Origin of the sequence: Solibacillus ferritrahens, assembly GCF_037027585.1 — a bacterium.
Classification (GTDB): Bacteria; Bacillota; Bacilli; order Bacillales_A; family Planococcaceae; genus Solibacillus; species Solibacillus ferritrahens.
In genome coordinates, this window is sequence record NZ_JAXCLE010000012.1 from 104,430 (window position 1) to 119,730 (window position 15,301).

Annotated in this window: 23 protein-coding genes; 10 read left to right on the forward strand and 13 right to left on the reverse strand. The window is 35.1% G+C overall.

Annotated elements, in window-relative coordinates; all coding sequences use genetic code 11:
* The first annotated feature begins 410 nt into the window (after positions 1–410).
* Both SNE38_RS12935 and SNE38_RS19300 read left to right on the forward strand, forming a co-directional pair.
* Entirely contained in the window at positions 411–1,028 is a 618-nt protein-coding gene (locus SNE38_RS12935; protein ID WP_336046630.1) for a hypothetical protein, read from the forward strand.
* A 243-nt stretch (positions 1,029–1,271) separates the two neighbouring features.
* Positions 1,272–1,451, forward strand: coding sequence for a tyrosine-type recombinase/integrase (locus SNE38_RS19300; RefSeq protein WP_408022382.1), 180 nt, complete (start codon positions 1,272–1,274; stop codon positions 1,449–1,451).
* Between the two features lie 113 nt (positions 1,452–1,564).
* Here the strand turns inward: SNE38_RS19300 and deoD are convergent, their stop codons facing one another.
* Both deoD and SNE38_RS12945 read right to left on the reverse strand, forming a co-directional pair.
* The gene (deoD, locus tag SNE38_RS12940; protein ID WP_191698952.1) at positions 1,565–2,272 is read right to left on the reverse strand and encodes a purine-nucleoside phosphorylase; all 708 of its coding nucleotides are present in this window, start codon (positions 2,270–2,272) and stop codon (positions 1,565–1,567) included.
* Between the two features lie 194 nt (positions 2,273–2,466).
* Positions 2,467–2,679: a YozE family protein gene (locus tag SNE38_RS12945; RefSeq protein ID WP_191704572.1), complete on the reverse strand. Its 213-nt coding sequence runs from the start codon at positions 2,677–2,679 to the stop codon at positions 2,467–2,469.
* Positions 2,680–2,783: 104 nt separating this feature from the next.
* On the opposite strand from SNE38_RS12945, the gene SNE38_RS12950 reads away from it, so the two are divergent.
* Positions 2,784–4,562, forward strand: coding sequence for a methyl-accepting chemotaxis protein (locus SNE38_RS12950; RefSeq protein WP_191704571.1), 1,779 nt, complete (start codon positions 2,784–2,786; stop codon positions 4,560–4,562).
* 62 nt (positions 4,563–4,624) lie between these two features.
* Here the strand turns inward: SNE38_RS12950 and msrB are convergent, their stop codons facing one another.
* From msrB to SNE38_RS12975, 5 genes are all read right to left on the reverse strand, one after another.
* Positions 4,625–5,053: a peptide-methionine (R)-S-oxide reductase MsrB gene (msrB, locus tag SNE38_RS12955; protein ID WP_336046631.1), complete on the reverse strand. Its 429-nt coding sequence runs from the start codon at positions 5,051–5,053 to the stop codon at positions 4,625–4,627.
* Entirely contained in the window at positions 5,054–5,581 is a 528-nt protein-coding gene (gene msrA / locus SNE38_RS12960) for a peptide-methionine (S)-S-oxide reductase MsrA (RefSeq protein WP_336046632.1), read from the reverse strand.
* A gap of 17 nt (positions 5,582–5,598) precedes the next feature.
* Positions 5,599–6,165, reverse strand: a complete 567-nt coding sequence (locus SNE38_RS12965; protein ID WP_336046633.1) for a YpmS family protein — start codon at positions 6,163–6,165, stop codon at positions 5,599–5,601.
* A 4-nt stretch (positions 6,166–6,169) separates the two neighbouring features.
* The gene (locus SNE38_RS12970) at positions 6,170–7,072 is read right to left on the reverse strand and encodes a GDSL-type esterase/lipase family protein (protein WP_336046634.1); all 903 of its coding nucleotides are present in this window, start codon (positions 7,070–7,072) and stop codon (positions 6,170–6,172) included.
* Positions 7,073–7,268: 196 nt separating this feature from the next.
* Positions 7,269–8,114 (reverse strand): DegV family protein, encoded by an 846-nt coding sequence (locus tag SNE38_RS12975; RefSeq protein WP_336046635.1) that lies wholly within the window; start codon positions 8,112–8,114, stop codon positions 7,269–7,271.
* Between the two features lie 199 nt (positions 8,115–8,313).
* Here SNE38_RS12975 and trhA point away from each other — a divergent pair, with 199 nt between their 5' ends.
* Positions 8,314–8,958: a PAQR family membrane homeostasis protein TrhA gene (gene trhA, locus SNE38_RS12980; protein WP_191704565.1), complete on the forward strand. Its 645-nt coding sequence runs from the start codon at positions 8,314–8,316 to the stop codon at positions 8,956–8,958.
* Positions 8,959–9,002: 44 nt separating this feature from the next.
* On the opposite strand, the gene SNE38_RS12985 is transcribed toward trhA, so the two are convergent.
* Both SNE38_RS12985 and SNE38_RS12990 read right to left on the reverse strand, forming a co-directional pair.
* Positions 9,003–9,473, reverse strand: a complete 471-nt coding sequence (locus SNE38_RS12985; protein ID WP_336046636.1) for a dihydrofolate reductase — start codon at positions 9,471–9,473, stop codon at positions 9,003–9,005.
* Positions 9,474–9,485: 12 nt separating this feature from the next.
* The gene (locus SNE38_RS12990; RefSeq protein WP_191704563.1) at positions 9,486–10,466 is read right to left on the reverse strand and encodes a thymidylate synthase; all 981 of its coding nucleotides are present in this window, start codon (positions 10,464–10,466) and stop codon (positions 9,486–9,488) included.
* Between the two features lie 201 nt (positions 10,467–10,667).
* Between SNE38_RS12990 and SNE38_RS12995 the strand changes: the two genes are divergently transcribed.
* Positions 10,668–11,222 carry a TVP38/TMEM64 family protein gene (locus SNE38_RS12995; protein ID WP_336046637.1) on the forward strand — a complete coding sequence of 185 codons (555 nt, stop codon included), beginning with the start codon at positions 10,668–10,670 and terminating at the stop codon, positions 11,220–11,222.
* A gap of 25 nt (positions 11,223–11,247) precedes the next feature.
* Positions 11,248–11,922, forward strand: coding sequence for a serine/threonine protein kinase (locus SNE38_RS13000; protein ID WP_336046638.1), 675 nt, complete (start codon positions 11,248–11,250; stop codon positions 11,920–11,922).
* A gap of 170 nt (positions 11,923–12,092) precedes the next feature.
* Here the strand turns inward: SNE38_RS13000 and SNE38_RS13005 are convergent, their stop codons facing one another.
* Positions 12,093–12,284: an ABC transporter permease gene (locus SNE38_RS13005; RefSeq protein ID WP_191698937.1), complete on the reverse strand. Its 192-nt coding sequence runs from the start codon at positions 12,282–12,284 to the stop codon at positions 12,093–12,095.
* A gap of 377 nt (positions 12,285–12,661) precedes the next feature.
* Here SNE38_RS13005 and SNE38_RS13010 point away from each other — a divergent pair, with 377 nt between their 5' ends.
* The 4 genes from SNE38_RS13010 to SNE38_RS13025 all read left to right on the forward strand — a co-directional run bounded on the left by SNE38_RS13010 (position 12,662) and on the right by SNE38_RS13025 (position 14,370).
* Positions 12,662–13,021: a DUF378 domain-containing protein gene (locus SNE38_RS13010; protein WP_191704560.1), complete on the forward strand. Its 360-nt coding sequence runs from the start codon at positions 12,662–12,664 to the stop codon at positions 13,019–13,021.
* A gap of 22 nt (positions 13,022–13,043) precedes the next feature.
* Positions 13,044–13,166, forward strand: coding sequence for a hypothetical protein (locus SNE38_RS13015; RefSeq protein ID WP_336046639.1), 123 nt, complete (start codon positions 13,044–13,046; stop codon positions 13,164–13,166).
* Positions 13,159–13,413 (forward strand): translation initiation factor 2, encoded by a 255-nt coding sequence (locus SNE38_RS13020; protein WP_336046640.1) that lies wholly within the window; start codon positions 13,159–13,161, stop codon positions 13,411–13,413. Before SNE38_RS13015 ends, SNE38_RS13020 begins: the two co-directional genes overlap by 8 nt.
* Before the next feature lie 300 nt (positions 13,414–13,713).
* Entirely contained in the window at positions 13,714–14,370 is a 657-nt protein-coding gene (locus SNE38_RS13025) for a hypothetical protein (protein ID WP_336046641.1), read from the forward strand.
* A 56-nt stretch (positions 14,371–14,426) separates the two neighbouring features.
* Here SNE38_RS13025 and SNE38_RS13030 read toward each other — a convergent pair whose 3' ends face one another.
* From SNE38_RS13030 to SNE38_RS13040, 3 genes are all read right to left on the reverse strand, one after another.
* On the reverse strand, positions 14,427–14,798 hold the full coding sequence (locus SNE38_RS13030; RefSeq protein ID WP_336046642.1) for a hypothetical protein: 372 nt from the start codon (positions 14,796–14,798) through the stop codon (positions 14,427–14,429).
* Entirely contained in the window at positions 14,791–15,015 is a 225-nt protein-coding gene (locus SNE38_RS13035; RefSeq protein WP_336046643.1) for a transcriptional regulator, read from the reverse strand. The genes SNE38_RS13030 and SNE38_RS13035 overlap by 8 nt, the downstream gene beginning before the upstream one ends.
* Before the next feature lie 65 nt (positions 15,016–15,080).
* On the reverse strand, positions 15,081–15,301 hold a 221-nt coding region (locus SNE38_RS13040), incomplete at its 5' end, for a hypothetical protein (protein ID WP_336046644.1).

The window sequence follows — 15,301 nt, forward strand, 5'->3', positions numbered from 1 at the left end:
TTTGTTTCCTAATTAACCTATAATTTCATTCCAAATGAAAGTCGAGTAAACGAGCGAAAACAAATATTTGCTATTGCTTTTGAAACAATACTGAATACATATATACATGCTATTGATTCTTTCAACTAAAAAAGTGCCTAACAAGTTTTTCACCTGTTAGGCACTTTTAAAATTACGTTATGGGTACTTTTGGGCACTTTGTAAATTATGCTAACTCACAAACCCTAGGTACGCTTACTCTTGAATCGTGCTTCCAACGCAACAACGATCATATCGTTGAACGTAGTTTGATCGGTGTCACTTTACTGTACTACCAATCTATATATATAAAAACGTTACTATAGTCACAAAACTATTATATGGAACAATTACTTTTATGTTACAATATCTTTATATTAGGAGGTATTCTCATGAGTAAAAAGGCTGTTTTTTTGATTGTGACTTTGTTGGTAGTTTTAGGTGGCAGTATTAGTTATTACATTTGGAATAAGAGTGCTGATGAAACAGAATATCATAAACAACTAATTCAATTATTAGATGATATAGAGTATTCGACGACTGAATCAGCTGTAATCGGAAGTTCCTACCAAGAATATTGGGGAGAGATAATTGACAGAAGTATCCCTTTATCGACTATTAGTGAAAACTTAGAGATTTCCGAAGAAGAAATTGAACCACTTCTAAATTGGTCAAATCAAGCATACTTTGGCGGAGGTCTAGGAATAGGATTAGAGAAAGGTAATTTTGATACTATGATTACTATAGTTCGAATGGCTAAAAGTAATGCAACAGAAGTAGCGTTAAATAATCACAATATTGTTTCTAAGAATTTGTCACTTTTAAAAAATCCACCTGCTAAATATGAACAACAGTATAAAGCAGTATTAGATTTATACGAGAACTATAATACTTTTATCAGTTTATCTACATCTCCAATAGGTTCTTATATTGAATATAGTAAGAATCTAAATTCAACATACGAATCTGTGCAAAGCAAACTTCAAACAGCTAAAATTCAAATCCAATAGACTGTTAAAGAGAATATTTTCATGGTAACTGTTTCACCCCAACCCAACTACAACACCAACACTCACGGAGCTGTTCAGTGAACAACTTGTGAGTGTTTTTTCGTTGTTTTGAGTTTTAGTTATATCCAAAAAGAAGCGGTTTGTGAGCTTGTCATACTGTAATGTACTGTCAACAAGTATAGTGTTGTGAGCTAAATCTAATGATTCAAAGAGTAAAGCTGAAAACTCTGTCATACGTAAACCCTGAGTAACCAATGGCGAGATATTGTAAGACAACATGAACTACCTGCCATCTCATTTCATGGGTTACGGCATCCGTATGCATCCCTTATGCTCGCTAAAGGTGTGAACATCAAAGTCTTACAACAACAGTTTGGACATGCTAATATACGAGATACGCTCAACATCTATTCACTCCACTAAAAAAACCCACTAAACAATTTCTTGTCTAGTAGGCTTCCAATGGACGTTCTAAAGGTCCTAGTCCCTTTTTAGTCCCCTGTTAAATTATGCCAACTCACAAACCCTTGGTAAACTTACTCTTGAATCGCAGCTTCTAACGCAATAACCATCATGTCATTAAACGTTGTTTGACGCTCTTCTGAAGTTGTTACTTCACCTGTTAAGATGTGGTCAGATACAGTTAATACTGTAAGAGCTTGACGACCGAATTTAGCAGCTAATGTGTAAAGTGCAGATGTTTCCATCTCTACTGCCAACACACCGTATTGTGCTAATTTTTCGTTTTGTGCTTCATCTGAATAGAACATATCAGCTGTGAAAATGTTCCCTACACGTACGTTTAAGTCTGCTTCTTTTGCAGCATTATAAGCTTTTAATAATAAATCAAAATCAGCCGTTGGAGCAAAATCAATTGTACCGCCGAAAATAACACGGTTTAAACTTGAATCCGTAGATGAAGATTGAGCAATGATTACATCGCGAACTTTAACATCTTTTTGGATCGCTCCACAAGTACCTACACGGATTAGCTTTTGAACTCCGTATTCCTGCATTAATTCTGTTGCGTAAATGGAGATAGAAGGGACACCCATGCCTGTACCTTGTACAGAAATACGTTTACCTTTATACGTACCTGTATAGCCTAAAATATTACGCACTTCATTATACTGAACCACATCTTCTAAAAATGTTTCTGCAATATATTTTGCACGTAACGGATCTCCTGGTAATAATACGATTTCTGCAATATCGCCTTTTTTGGCATTAATGTGAACGCTCATTTATAAAACCTCTTTTCATCATAATTCTTTTAAATTGTAAACGTTTTCGTATAAATATTCAATCGTTAGACGTCTTGCTTTATAAATATTTTGGTTAAACATACAATATTTTGTCAAATGTTCTCAATTTTACATCTTCGGAATTTAGTTAAACTATACCTAAAAATTACATGAGTTGCAAAAATCAATTGAATTTAAACATCATATAGATCCCAAAGTGAGTCAAATGCCTCTATTGTTAGATATTCATCTGATTGTAATTCAATATAGGTCGAAAGTTCTTCAAAATTATCGGATTGCTTAGGAAACGAATGATCCACAAACATACTTTCAGCAAATCGAACTTTTTCATCAGACCATTCTCCCCCTCTATAGGTTAATACATAGTGATAAAATGATTTTTTCAATAGTTTCCCTCCTACTTATATTTTTTTACATTATTATAGTGAAAATTCCCCATTAGTGTAGTAGAATAATAAAAAATTGATTTTTCAGAAAAGATGGTGAATTTATGCAAAAGAAAAAGAAATTAAGTACTAAATCCGAAAAAAATAATAAAAAAGTGAAACCTGCAAAAAAAACATTTCGTTTCTTTCATCTCATTCGAGGTAAAATTTTAATTGCGTTTACAATTTTAATGGCAATAATCCTTGCTATGCAAATTTTATCGTATATTAATATAACAAACTTACAAACAAGTTTGCGTAACTTTGCAGATGAAAATCTTAAACAACAATTTCAAATCAACAACCTGGCTTCTGATATCGCAAAACTATCAAGCCATGAACAAACCTTTTTAATTACAGGTGATGAAAAGTATCTCCAATTGTTTGAAGAAACGAAAGAGGTAATACATAACAACCTGACATCTGTTCAGAAATCCTTTGAAAATCAGGATGAAGAGTCGAAGATAGTTGGACAAATTCAGCAATTTTATACGAATTATTTATCCTATTCTAAATCTACAATTGAAGTACGTCAAAAATATGGATATGAAAATGCAGCTAAACTCTTCTCCAATAGTGGAAGCCAAAATTTCAAATCATATATTGATGATAATACGTCCAAACTTATCACAATATTGGAACAACGAAATGAAGAGTCCATAAGTGAATTAGAACAATTTGCGTTAGCCTCTAAAATTTCCTTTTTTGTCTTAGCTTTTGTTGCGATTGTTTTGACCATTACATTGGGCTATATCCTATTTAAATCAATCCGCAAAAATACAAAAGCAATTAATGAGTCTATTTTGGATATTGCACAAGCTGGAGGCGATCTAACTCGTCGTGTAAAGGTTAAGACTAAAGATGAGTTTTCTGAAATTGCAAACTCTACAAATATACTAATCGAGTCCATTTCTGTATTAATAAAGCGTGTTTCCAATCTCGCAGATAATGTATCCGGCAGTTCACAGGAATTAATGGCATTAGCAGATGAAAATGCACGTACAATTGATTTTATCGCAAACTCAACAATTGATATTGCCAATGATAGTACCGAAATTTTAACTAGTATCGGAAATGCAGCAAACGAAATGCAGAAGCTAGAGCAATCAATGCATGATCTAAACGAAAAGGCATTGGAAGTTCAACATGCAGCTATGCAGATGAAGGATGCTGCACAAATCGGTAGTAATTCTGTTACGCAATCTTCAAATGTAATGCTTGAAATTGAAGAAACGATGGCAACTACATCGTCAACAGTAGAAAATTTAGGCCGCAAATCCGAAAATATTACATCCATTATTAGTACCATTACAGCAATTGCTGAACAAACAAACTTGTTGGCTTTAAATGCTGCTATCGAAGCAGCACGGGCTGGAGAACATGGCCGTGGATTTGCAGTTGTTGCAGATGAAGTACGAAAGCTTGCGGAGCAGTCACAGCAGGCTGCAAGTGAAGTTGCAGCAATTGTTGGATCCATTCAATCTGAAGTGAAATCCATCATTGCTCAAAACCAAACAGGTGTACAAAAGGTAATTCGCGGTGTTGAAGTGACAAATGAAACAACTGATTCTTTGCAAAATATTTTGTTACAGACAGAAAAAACATCAGATATTTTAACACATATGGTTGGTCAAATTGAGCAAACATTGCACAACAGTCATGATGTGAACTCTTCCTTTATTCATGTTGCGGCCGTTGCAGATAATACAGCTGCTAACACAGAACGCAGTGCAGCTGCCGCTTCACAAGGTTCAGCTTCAATGGAAGAAATTAATGCGTCGGCTGTTGAATTGGCAGCACAGGCAGATAATTTACGAAGTGTTGTAGGTGAATTTAAAATTTAACCCTATACCCTGCTCCATTCATAAAAACAACTCGCTTATGGGATGCCACAAGCGAGTTGTTTTTATTTGAACATTGATAAATATTGAGAATAGCCTTCCTTTTCCAAATCACTTACTGGAATAAAGCGTAATGCTGCAGAATTGATACAGTAACGTAAGCCGCCTAATTCTTGTGGTCCATCAGGAAAGACATGTCCTAAATGTGAATCTGCAGTTTTGCTTCGAACTTCTACACGACGCATTCCATGAGAAGTATCAAAGTGCTCCGTTACTTCCACATGTTCGATTGGTTTTGAAAACGAAGGCCAACCACAACCGGCATCATATTTATCCTTTGAGCTAAATAATGGCTTCCCGGATACAATATCAACATAGATTCCCTCTTCAAAAACATCGTTATATTCATTTCTAAATGGTGGTTCAGTTCCTTGATTTTGCGTAACATGGTACTGCATCTCTGTTAATTGCTTTAAGCGTTCTTCTTTATTCATTTACTTGGACCCCCAATGTTTTTCAATAAATCCAGCCCGGCCAGAACCAATTGAATAGCGTTCGTAATGGGCGGGATTCTTTTTATAGTAATGTTGATGATATTCTTCCGCTACATAGAATGGCTTAGCTTCTAAAATCTTTACAGCAATTGGTGCTTTGAATTTCCCGCTTGCTTCTAATTTAGCTTTAGATAGTTCGGCAATTTGCTTTTGAACATCGTTATGGTAAAAAATTGCCGTTGAATAGGATTCACCGCGGTCATAAAATTGACCACCCGCATCAGTTGGATCAATTAATGTCCAATAGAGCTCAACTAATTTTTCATATGGATAAATAGTTGGATCAAATGTAATTTGCACAGCTTCTAAATGGCCGGTTGTCTCACTGCATACCTGTTCGTATGTTGGGTTTTCAACATGCCCCCCCGTATAGCCTGACACAACCTCTATAATACCGGGTTGTGTATCAAATGGCTTTACCATACACCAGAAGCATCCCCCTGCAAATGTCGCTTTTTCATATGCCATAAATTTGCCTCCTAGTTCTATTCATTTGGAATAACTACTTCTAATTCTATTTTATCATTAGGAAGGTCGATTTCCTTTGCTCGGACTCTTGAACCGCTCGCAATATTAATACGGGATAAGTCTACATAAATTTCCTCGTCATCTGGCTTCACGGTGATCCAATTTGGGAAATCAACCGCATCATCAATCATTTTCAATACAAATTCCGGAGGTATATTTGCTTTCCCGACATGAACTGCCTCTTGATTCAATACGATATTTCCGTCCTTGACAACCGGGTTGAAATCCATCTGAATCGGCAACTCAATATTAAAAATGGTTAATGTACTGTATAAATAAATTTTCTCATCAATAACGATTTCTACAGGAACTGGGGATTGTTTCATCGCTGCTGTTAAATATTGTTTGGCAATCGCTTCAAATTCCTTTGCTGTAGTTTCTACTTTTAATATATTGCCCTCTATCGGGAGTGGTGGTTGTTCGGTGACTTGTTTTCCATCTGAAGTTAATAGATAGACAACCGAAACAAGGGTGATCATTACTGAACCCGCTAATAATAAAAATGCTACTTTCCATTTGTTCATATACTCACTCCCCAAATCCTATTAAACCGTCTGACATCTCTTCAATATTACATGCTTGCATTGTTTCAATAATGCGTTTTGCCATACGGTCATACCCCGTGCTATTCGGATGAAAGAAGTCTACATGATATACCATATCCTCATTTGACACAAATAAATCCTCTACTGATACAAAACATGCTTTTCCGTCCTTTACTGCCAATTCCTCGATTGAAGAATTCCATTCATTAATAATTGGATCAAAAGGTGTTATTTCATCTACTACAATCGAAAATGGATTATAAAAACCGACTAGAATAATTGGTGCATCGGTATTAATTTCACGTATCTCTGCAATAACCTGTTCATAGCGTTCATTAAAACGAGGTAATTCTTTGTCAAACATTGATTTAGTCATTGTAAATAAATTATTTTTTACTATTTTCATGACATCATTACCACCAATTGATATCGAGATAAGATCGGCTTCTGCCAGCTCCTCATCATAATGTCCACGCTGCAATAAATCTAAAAGCTGATTACTACGTCTCCCGTTTTTCCCACGGTTATCAAGTTCTACCGATTCAATCATCGGCCATTTTTCAAGCTCATCCTGTAGCCGTACTGTATAGCCGTAATCCAGAGTTTCATCCCCCACTCCGCGTGTCAATGAATCTCCTAAAGCTAAATACTGTATTGGTTGAGCATTATCTTCTTTACGATTGGACCAATCTAGTTGAAATACATCATTTATTATCTCGAAGAAGCCCGTAGTTTTTTGTTCAGATTCATCTTCCGAAATAGACTGCTCATTATTTTCGGTGCTCGAATTGTCGTTTAATTGTTCTTCTACTAGACTTGGGTCAACTGTAATGGAGCATGCGGATAAAAAAATGACAGCCAATGATGTGAGTAATAACCGCCACATACAATTTCCCCCTTTTTATTATATTATTTTATTATAAAATATTTTCTGCATATTGAGGAATGATTTGCCTAGAAACAACTGGATTTATGGAAAATTACCATTATTTTATGTTATGTAAGTATCTGCTTAAAGAATCTCAAGCATCGAAATAAAAAAGGTAATTCTAGAGGTTCAGACCTTTAGAATTACCCTATTTTTATTCGGTATAATACATAAAGCCGATTGCACCTTCACCAGTATGTGTACTGATTACTGGTGATGTAAATGCTACTTCTATTTCTCCTGTAAAGCCTGTCTCTTTTACTTGCTCTATTAATGGATTAACTAATGTGTCCATCGAATTCGCATGAGAGATTCCTACAGCCATTACTTTTTTGCCCTTTGTATCTTTTTCAAATTCACTCATTAAAAATTTCACGATTTGCTTATAGCTTCGTGGTTTGGCACAAATTGTAACCTCGCCAATATCCAGGTGCCCAATAGGTTTAATATTAAGCAATGAGCTGACAACCGCTTTACCTTTTCCAATCCTTCCGCCCTTAACCATGTTTTCCAATGTATCCAGTGCAACGAAAAGACGTGTGTTTTCACGCACTTTGTTAACGCCTGCCACAATTTCTTCCACAGTCGCTCCAGCGTCACGTAAACGGATTGCTTCGCGAAGTTGGAAAGCAAGGCCGAATGCGATATAGCGTGAATCAATTACTGTAACATCGGCATTACTCATTTCGGCTGCTTGGTTTGCAGATTGGTATGTTCCACTCATACTACCTGTCATATGGATCGAAACAACTTGCGACCCATCCTTACCTAGCTCCTCATACAATTCTTTAAATACACCTGGAGCAGGCTGGGAGCTTTTTGGTAATTCTTTTGCTGTTTTTAATAATTCGATAAATGTATCCGGTTGCAGGTTCACGCGATCTGTATACGTTTTATCGTCAATTTGAACTGTTAGTGGCACTACATGGATTCCGTGCTGTTTAATTTCTGCATCTGTTAAATCACATGTAGAATCAGTTACAATATGAATTTGACTCAAAGAGAACACATCCTTTTTCTATCTTCCTTACTATTATAAAGAAATCAATTTTGTTTACCAATATGACATTTGTCATTGTAAAATGCCCCACTTTATCATCATTCTCTTATGACATATAGCAGTATAACATCATGACAATCAACTATCACAATAATTTACTATATAAACTATACTAATATAAAGAGGAGTGTGATGTACGATGCAAAAAATAGATACATTTGATTATAAGAACTGGAAGGAAGAGTTGTGGAACGCGATTACACATGGCATAGGCCTAGTAATTAGTATTCCCGTCTGTATATTGCTTATTATCTATTCGGCAATAAATGGTTCTGCCTTGCATGTTACTTCATACGCTATTTTTGGAGCTTCATTAATTTTGCTGTTTTTAATGTCAACGCTATTACATAGTGTCCCGGAAAAATATAAACGTATATTCGCAATTTTAGACCACTCATCCATCTATATATTAATTGCAGGTACCTATACCCCATTTTTACTAATAGCAATCGGAGGAACATTTGGCATTGTCATGCTATGCATTATATGGTCCATTGCGATTTTAGGAGTTCTATTCAAATGTTTGTTCATCCATCGATTTGAAAAGCTGTCTTTAGTATTATATATAGCAATGGGATGGCTAATCATTATCGCAATCCGCCCCCTCTACAGTTTTTTAACTTTTGATGGGTTTATGCTACTTTTATATGGCGGATTATTTTTTACTTTCGGTGCCATTTTCTACGCTTGGACTCGGTTACCTTATAACCATGCAATTTGGCATTTATTTGTTATTGCAGGTTGTAGCTGCATGGTTGCCTGCGTATATTTATACTTAATTTAAAAAAGCGACGTGCTGAATTTGTTTTTCACAATTCAGCACGTCTTTTATTTTTCGAAGATACAGTATTGGAATGTAAAGCCTTCATCCGACTTTACTGGCTGTTGACAGGATACTTTTTTCCAATCTTCGTATGTTGGGAAGTAAGTATCCCCCTTAAACGTATGGTTAATTAAAGTTATATACAATTTATCAGCTATCGGCATCACTTGTTCGAAAATTTGTGCTCCACCAATAATCATAATTTCCTCGGCATCCTGAACGAGCGTCAACGCATCCTGGAGGCTTGCTACAACTTCTATTCCATCTGCTTTATAATCTGCATTTCGCGTTATGACAATATTACGGCGACCTGGTAATGGGCGTCCAATCGATTCAAATGTTTTACGGCCCATGACAATTGGCTTACCCATTGTCATCTCTTTAAAATATTTCAAGTCACCAGGCAAGTGCCAAGGAAGTTCATTTTTATAACCAATAACCCTATTTTCATCATGTGCAACAATTAGTGAAATCATCGTTATTCCCCTTTATACCGCTATCGGTGCTTTAATCGATGGATGTGGATTGTAGCCTTCAATCGTTAAATCTTCCAATTCAATATCAAAAATCGATTGCTTATCTGCATTAATAGTTAATGTTGGTAAGTCTCTTAGCTCACGTGACAATTGTTCTTGCACTTGCTCAACATGATTTAGATAAATATGTGCATCGCCAATTGTATGAACGAATTCTCCAACTTCTAGATTACACTCTTTAGCCATCAAATAAAGAAGCAAAGCATAAGAAGTAATGTTGTAATTAATTCCTAAAAAAGTGTCTCCGCTGCGTTGGTATAATTGACAGCTCAATTTATTATTAGCTACATAAAATTGGAACATTACATGACACGGTGGTAATGCAGCTTTACTTCCTTTTGCTCCGGCATTTATTACGTCTTCTGGGTTCCATGCATTTACAATTAATCGGCGTGAATCAGGATTCGTTTTAATTTGGTCAATGACATCCTTTAATTGATCAATTTCATTTCCTTCAGAGTCTGTCCAACGTCTCCATTGCTTACCATATACATTTCCTAAATCGCCGTATTTCTCAGCAAATTCATCATCTGTTAATACTCGATCACAGAAATCTTTCATTTCTTTTTTGTACAATAAATTAAATTCCTCGTCTTCTAAACAACGTAGGCCAAAATCAGTCATATCTGGACCTTCGTATTCATCAGATTCAACCCATTTCTTAAATGCCCACTCATCCCATATATGGTTATTATGTTGTAAAAGATAACGAATATTTGTATCACCTTTAATAAACCATAATAATTCACTTGCAATTAGTTTAAATGATGTTCTTTTAGTTGTGAATAATGGGAAACCTTTTGATAAGTCGAAACGCATTTGATAACCAAAAACGCTAATTGTACCAGTCCCTGTACGATCTTCTTTTTTTACGCCGTTATCTAAAATGTATTTCATAAAATCTAAATATGTTTTTTCTAATTCATTCGACAAGATAAACACCCTCCAAATTCATTTCCTATCTATTATAGTCTATAAAAATTAATTTTTGTAACTGTAACAAACATAAAGCAATTTTTATTTTTAAAAACCTTTAATGTGTATTTTTAATGGGGTGCATGCACCTTTTTATCATCAGGTGCGTCTTATTAAAGAACGGATAATATATTAACATAACTATTAAAAGGATATAATATGGAACAACTAATTTTAGACCTCGTACAGAATGAAAACCCCTATGCATGGCTTTATCAGTTTTTAATAATGCTACTTGTTTCTATGATTCCATTTGCGCCTATTCCCGTTCTGGCCGCCTTCATCGCCAGTAATTATGATTTTATACCGGGTTTAATGATTAACCTGCTCGGTACCACTACGGGATCCATTTTATTATTTTTACTAAGTAAGAATTTATTTCGAAGCGTTGCACTAAAATATTTAACAAAACATCAATACTTGGCGAAATATGTTGAGCTCATTCAAACAAACGGCTTTTTAGCAGTCCTTCTTGGACGCCTTATTCCTATCCTACCTTCCGCAGGTGTAAATTTAATTGCAGGTATTTCTAATGTCCACGTAATTGCCTTTATTGCAGCAACCATTCTTGGGAAGTTACCTAATATCTTAGCCTTTTCACTAGCAGGACATCAAATTGCTTCTGGCAACTGGGATGTAGTATTGATCATTGCACTATACTTAATCGCTTTATTCTTGCTCGGAAGAAAAATAAAACAAAAGTGGACCCGTTAATTCAGAAAATGAACGGAGAGATTATATGATGAAAGAATGGGAAAAAGATATAAGTTCTCTTTCAAAAATTAAAGTTTATTCAAATCCAAATAACCAGCCGGTAACTATAATTGGCGACGCGGATAATTTAAAGTGTATAGGTGTCGGTACAGATGCAGCAGTTTTTCAGTCTCATTCCGTTCCCGCTTATGCGTTTAAGTTATATGCGCAAGATAAAGTAGAAAAAGTAAAAATGGAAGCAAAGGTTTATCAACACTTAGGAGATTCACCCTACTTTCCAACGTGTTACGCTTCCTCCGACGAGTACCTCGTTTTAAGTTACGAAGAAGGAAAAACGCTATTTGACTGCATTCTGCAAGGTATCCATATCCCACAACAGGTTGTAAATGAAGTGGAGGATGCAAGAGAATACGTACGGAGTAAAGGATTGAACCCACGTGATATCCATTTGAAAAACATTTTGCTTCAAAATGGCAAAGCAAAAATTATTGATGTCTCTGAATATATACAATCAGGCAATGATTTTCGTTGGGAACATTTAAAAAAAGGATATGACCAGTACTATCATTTAATAGAAGGCAATTCTGTGCCGTTTTGGCTAGTAGCTACAATTCAAAAGTGGTATAACCAGCGAAGAGAAAATTCTTTTTCCTATGAAGAATTCACAAAATCTATTTCAAAACTTTTATTTAAAAAATAGTGGTTCTTATAACAATAGAATTTCTATTGGGGAGCTTTTGTTAAGAATTATGTATTGAAATGTATAAAAAAAGGCAACATAAAAGGCGCTACTCGTATTTCATTTGCTGAGTAGCGCCTTTAGTCAAATGTGTCTAAATCATCGTAGAGCTCAATAGTTTGCATCAATTTTTATGTTGCCTCCCTAAGAATCGTTTTGTTGTTCTCTAAAATTTGAATCATCTGCTGCAAAATCTTCTCCTCAACTTTTTGGGAGCCATTTACTTCTTTTGCAATCACTTTCGTTAATTCTAAAACTGTACTTACGTCGAGCTTATGTTTTTCCGCTAATTGGAATGCTCGCCCTAACTGACCGGTTATCATCGGCAGTCCTCCTTTTTCTTATAGTATACAAATATTATACCTTGAGTTACATAAAAATTCACCTTAAAAAACTAAATTTTTAATAAAATTATTAAAAATCACGTCTTTTTCTAACAGGAAGCAGCAGTAACCTCTATATAGTGTAGTACTCCTTAATATTTAATATGCATTTTGAAGGTTTTTTGTTTGTGCAATTGTCATTTTTTAAGTCGATATTTTATGTCAATTGGCTTTTTTTAATGATCATTCCTAATCAAATATAAAATAGTATAAATCAGCGTTTTCCGGAGAAAATATATGAAGATTAAGAAACGAAGTCCTGTTTGTTTTTAAACGCCAGGATATTCGCGTCAAAAAAATAAAGGAGATGTTACAAAATGGGAATATTATATAGAACAGCATTAGTTCTAGTCATTATTGGTGCAATCAACTGGGGACTTATTGGATTTTTCCAGTTTGATTTAGTGGCTTCATTATTTGGTGGACAAACATCTGTATTATCAAGAATTGTTTATGCTCTTGTAGGGATTGCAGGACTTATATCGATTCCGATTCTTATGAAACCGTTAGACGATGTAGAGGAAAATTCCTACAATACATCTAATCGTGCGAATACAAGACCGAATTATAATATGGAAGCTGGTAAAGAAGAAGATTTTTCGGAATATAAGAAAACAAGTGATGATACTAAAGCCAAGCATTACAGCAGTAACAGCGATCAGAAGAAGAAATCATAACTATCATTGACCAGGCTCACTTATGAGTCCTGGTCTTTTATATTTAATGGCTTATTGGGCTACACCCTATCTATCAAGATGGAAGCCGTCTACATATGATGAATTACAATCATTATTTATTGGTGAGGAGGTAACAAATGAATAACAATAAGAATAATTCAGAACAATCCTCAGATTCTCAGGATATTCAAATAGCCAGACTTGCTTTTATAGGTGCATCTATCGCTACATTAGGAGATGCAATTGCTGCAATTGCTGCCGGTCTTGCACTGGATGCTTTGGAAAAATCTAAGAACGGGGATCCGGGCACCCCACCGACTCAGTCTAAGGATATGCAGAAACAGCTGGATTATTTAATAAATGAATTAAGACAAATAAAGAAAATGATGTAAAATACTTTTCTGTAGTAAATCTCCAAACCGCCCTTCGCCCATTTAATTTGCGGAGGGTTTTTTAATTTAAATTATTTGACTTTTTACACTTTACATATTTATAGTGCACCAATAATTACTTTATAGTAATATAATAATTGAAAAGGAGTGTTTAAACTGGATACAATATTTATAATCATATTAATTATAGCTTTGCTAGTTATGTTGGTGTGCATTCTTAGTGCATTTGTTAACATTGTGAAAAGGAATCGATCAAAATCAGTCAAAATGTTTAAATATAGCGGAATAGCATTTTTAGTCTTGATTACATCATTTATAGGTTTTGGTGTAACAAGCGATGACTTGGAAGCAGCTAACGAACCTGAAAAAGTGGAAGCTACTGCAAGTAAAGAAGATTCTAAAGATGAATCAAAGGAAGAAAAAGCAACACCTGAATCAGCAGAGAAGGTTGAAGCTGATAAAAAAGCAAAAGCCGACGCTGATGCCAAAAAAGATGCTGATAAATTAGCAGCTGAAAAAAAATATTACTTAACTGACGTAAAACCGAAAGTTGATACTATGATGAGCTTGTATGATAAAGCATGGAATGAGCTTTGGAAACCCACTTTTGAAGGTCTAGGTACAACTGTGGATGTCTATACAGCTTACGGGAATATGAAACAGCTTGAACAACGCTATGATAGTCTATACAAAACTATTGGATCAATCGACGGCAGTGGTTTGTCTAAAGAAAATGAAGAGAAATTCAATGAATTTATAACAAACATGAAAAATGCCGCTATGTGGCGAGGTGAAGCAGCCGAAAAAGCACGTAAAATGTTTGATGAAGGAAATTATAGTCCTTCAAAATTCGATAAGGTGAAAACAGATGTTTCATATGCAGACAATGAGATGATGTTAGCCATCCTAGCTTTAACAACACTTGAAATGTCTTTAGGTGTAGATAGAGACGAATAAAGTAAGGCCTTCCGCTCGTATATGGTGGAAGGCTTTTTTCTAATATGCCCTTTTGTTTACTTTCTATCTTGGGGTGTTAAGTATTCCATTCCTAGCACACGTCTCATTTCTTGAGATACCCAGTTACGTATGGCAATGTTCGTGTATGTTCTAGTTTCTGTTACTCCTCTAAACAAAACAAAATACTCTGTAACAAATTCATCTGAACGTTGTTTTTCAATCTTACACCCTTGTTTATATAAATAATCCCTCAACTTTTTTAAATCTTGAAATGTCTCATTGGATTTTTGATCATACCATTCTTCTAAAATTTTCCCCATCTTTAATTGCGCAACATGCAGTTTATCACGATCAAGCGTTTTTAAAAACATCTCCAAAATAATATAACGGTGTATATCATCGCTAAAATTCATAATTTCTTTATGCATTAACCACACTCACCCTTTGAATAGCAGGGTATGCTGCTAAAATGTTGTCGATAATAAATGTACGCTTTGCATGACGTGTAAAACAGTAAGCCTGCACGGTATTCCCTGAAATTTTAATTAATTTGATACGACGTTTTGAGATAGCGTGAGTTTTGGATAAGTACATAATGTCTAGAGCTTGATTGTACTGCATTGCTTTAATTATTTGCTCTTTCATAACTACACTCCGTCCTTTTTTATTACATTATAGAACAAATGTTCTCTTTTTAGAAGCGGTAATTTTTATAGATTACAGTAAATAGTTGGATAAATAGAAAAAGCGATTGGGACATAAGCCAAAAATGCCATTTTCCTTCCTGAGGAAAATGGCATTTTTTTGCTGGTGTAAAAATTGATTTCCATTCCGGGACGCTTTCCGCGGGCACGGCCTGAGCCTGTAGTCTCAGGCGTCGTGCTGTTCCCGCTGGAGTCGCCCTCCATTCCAATCAATTTTATAAAATATC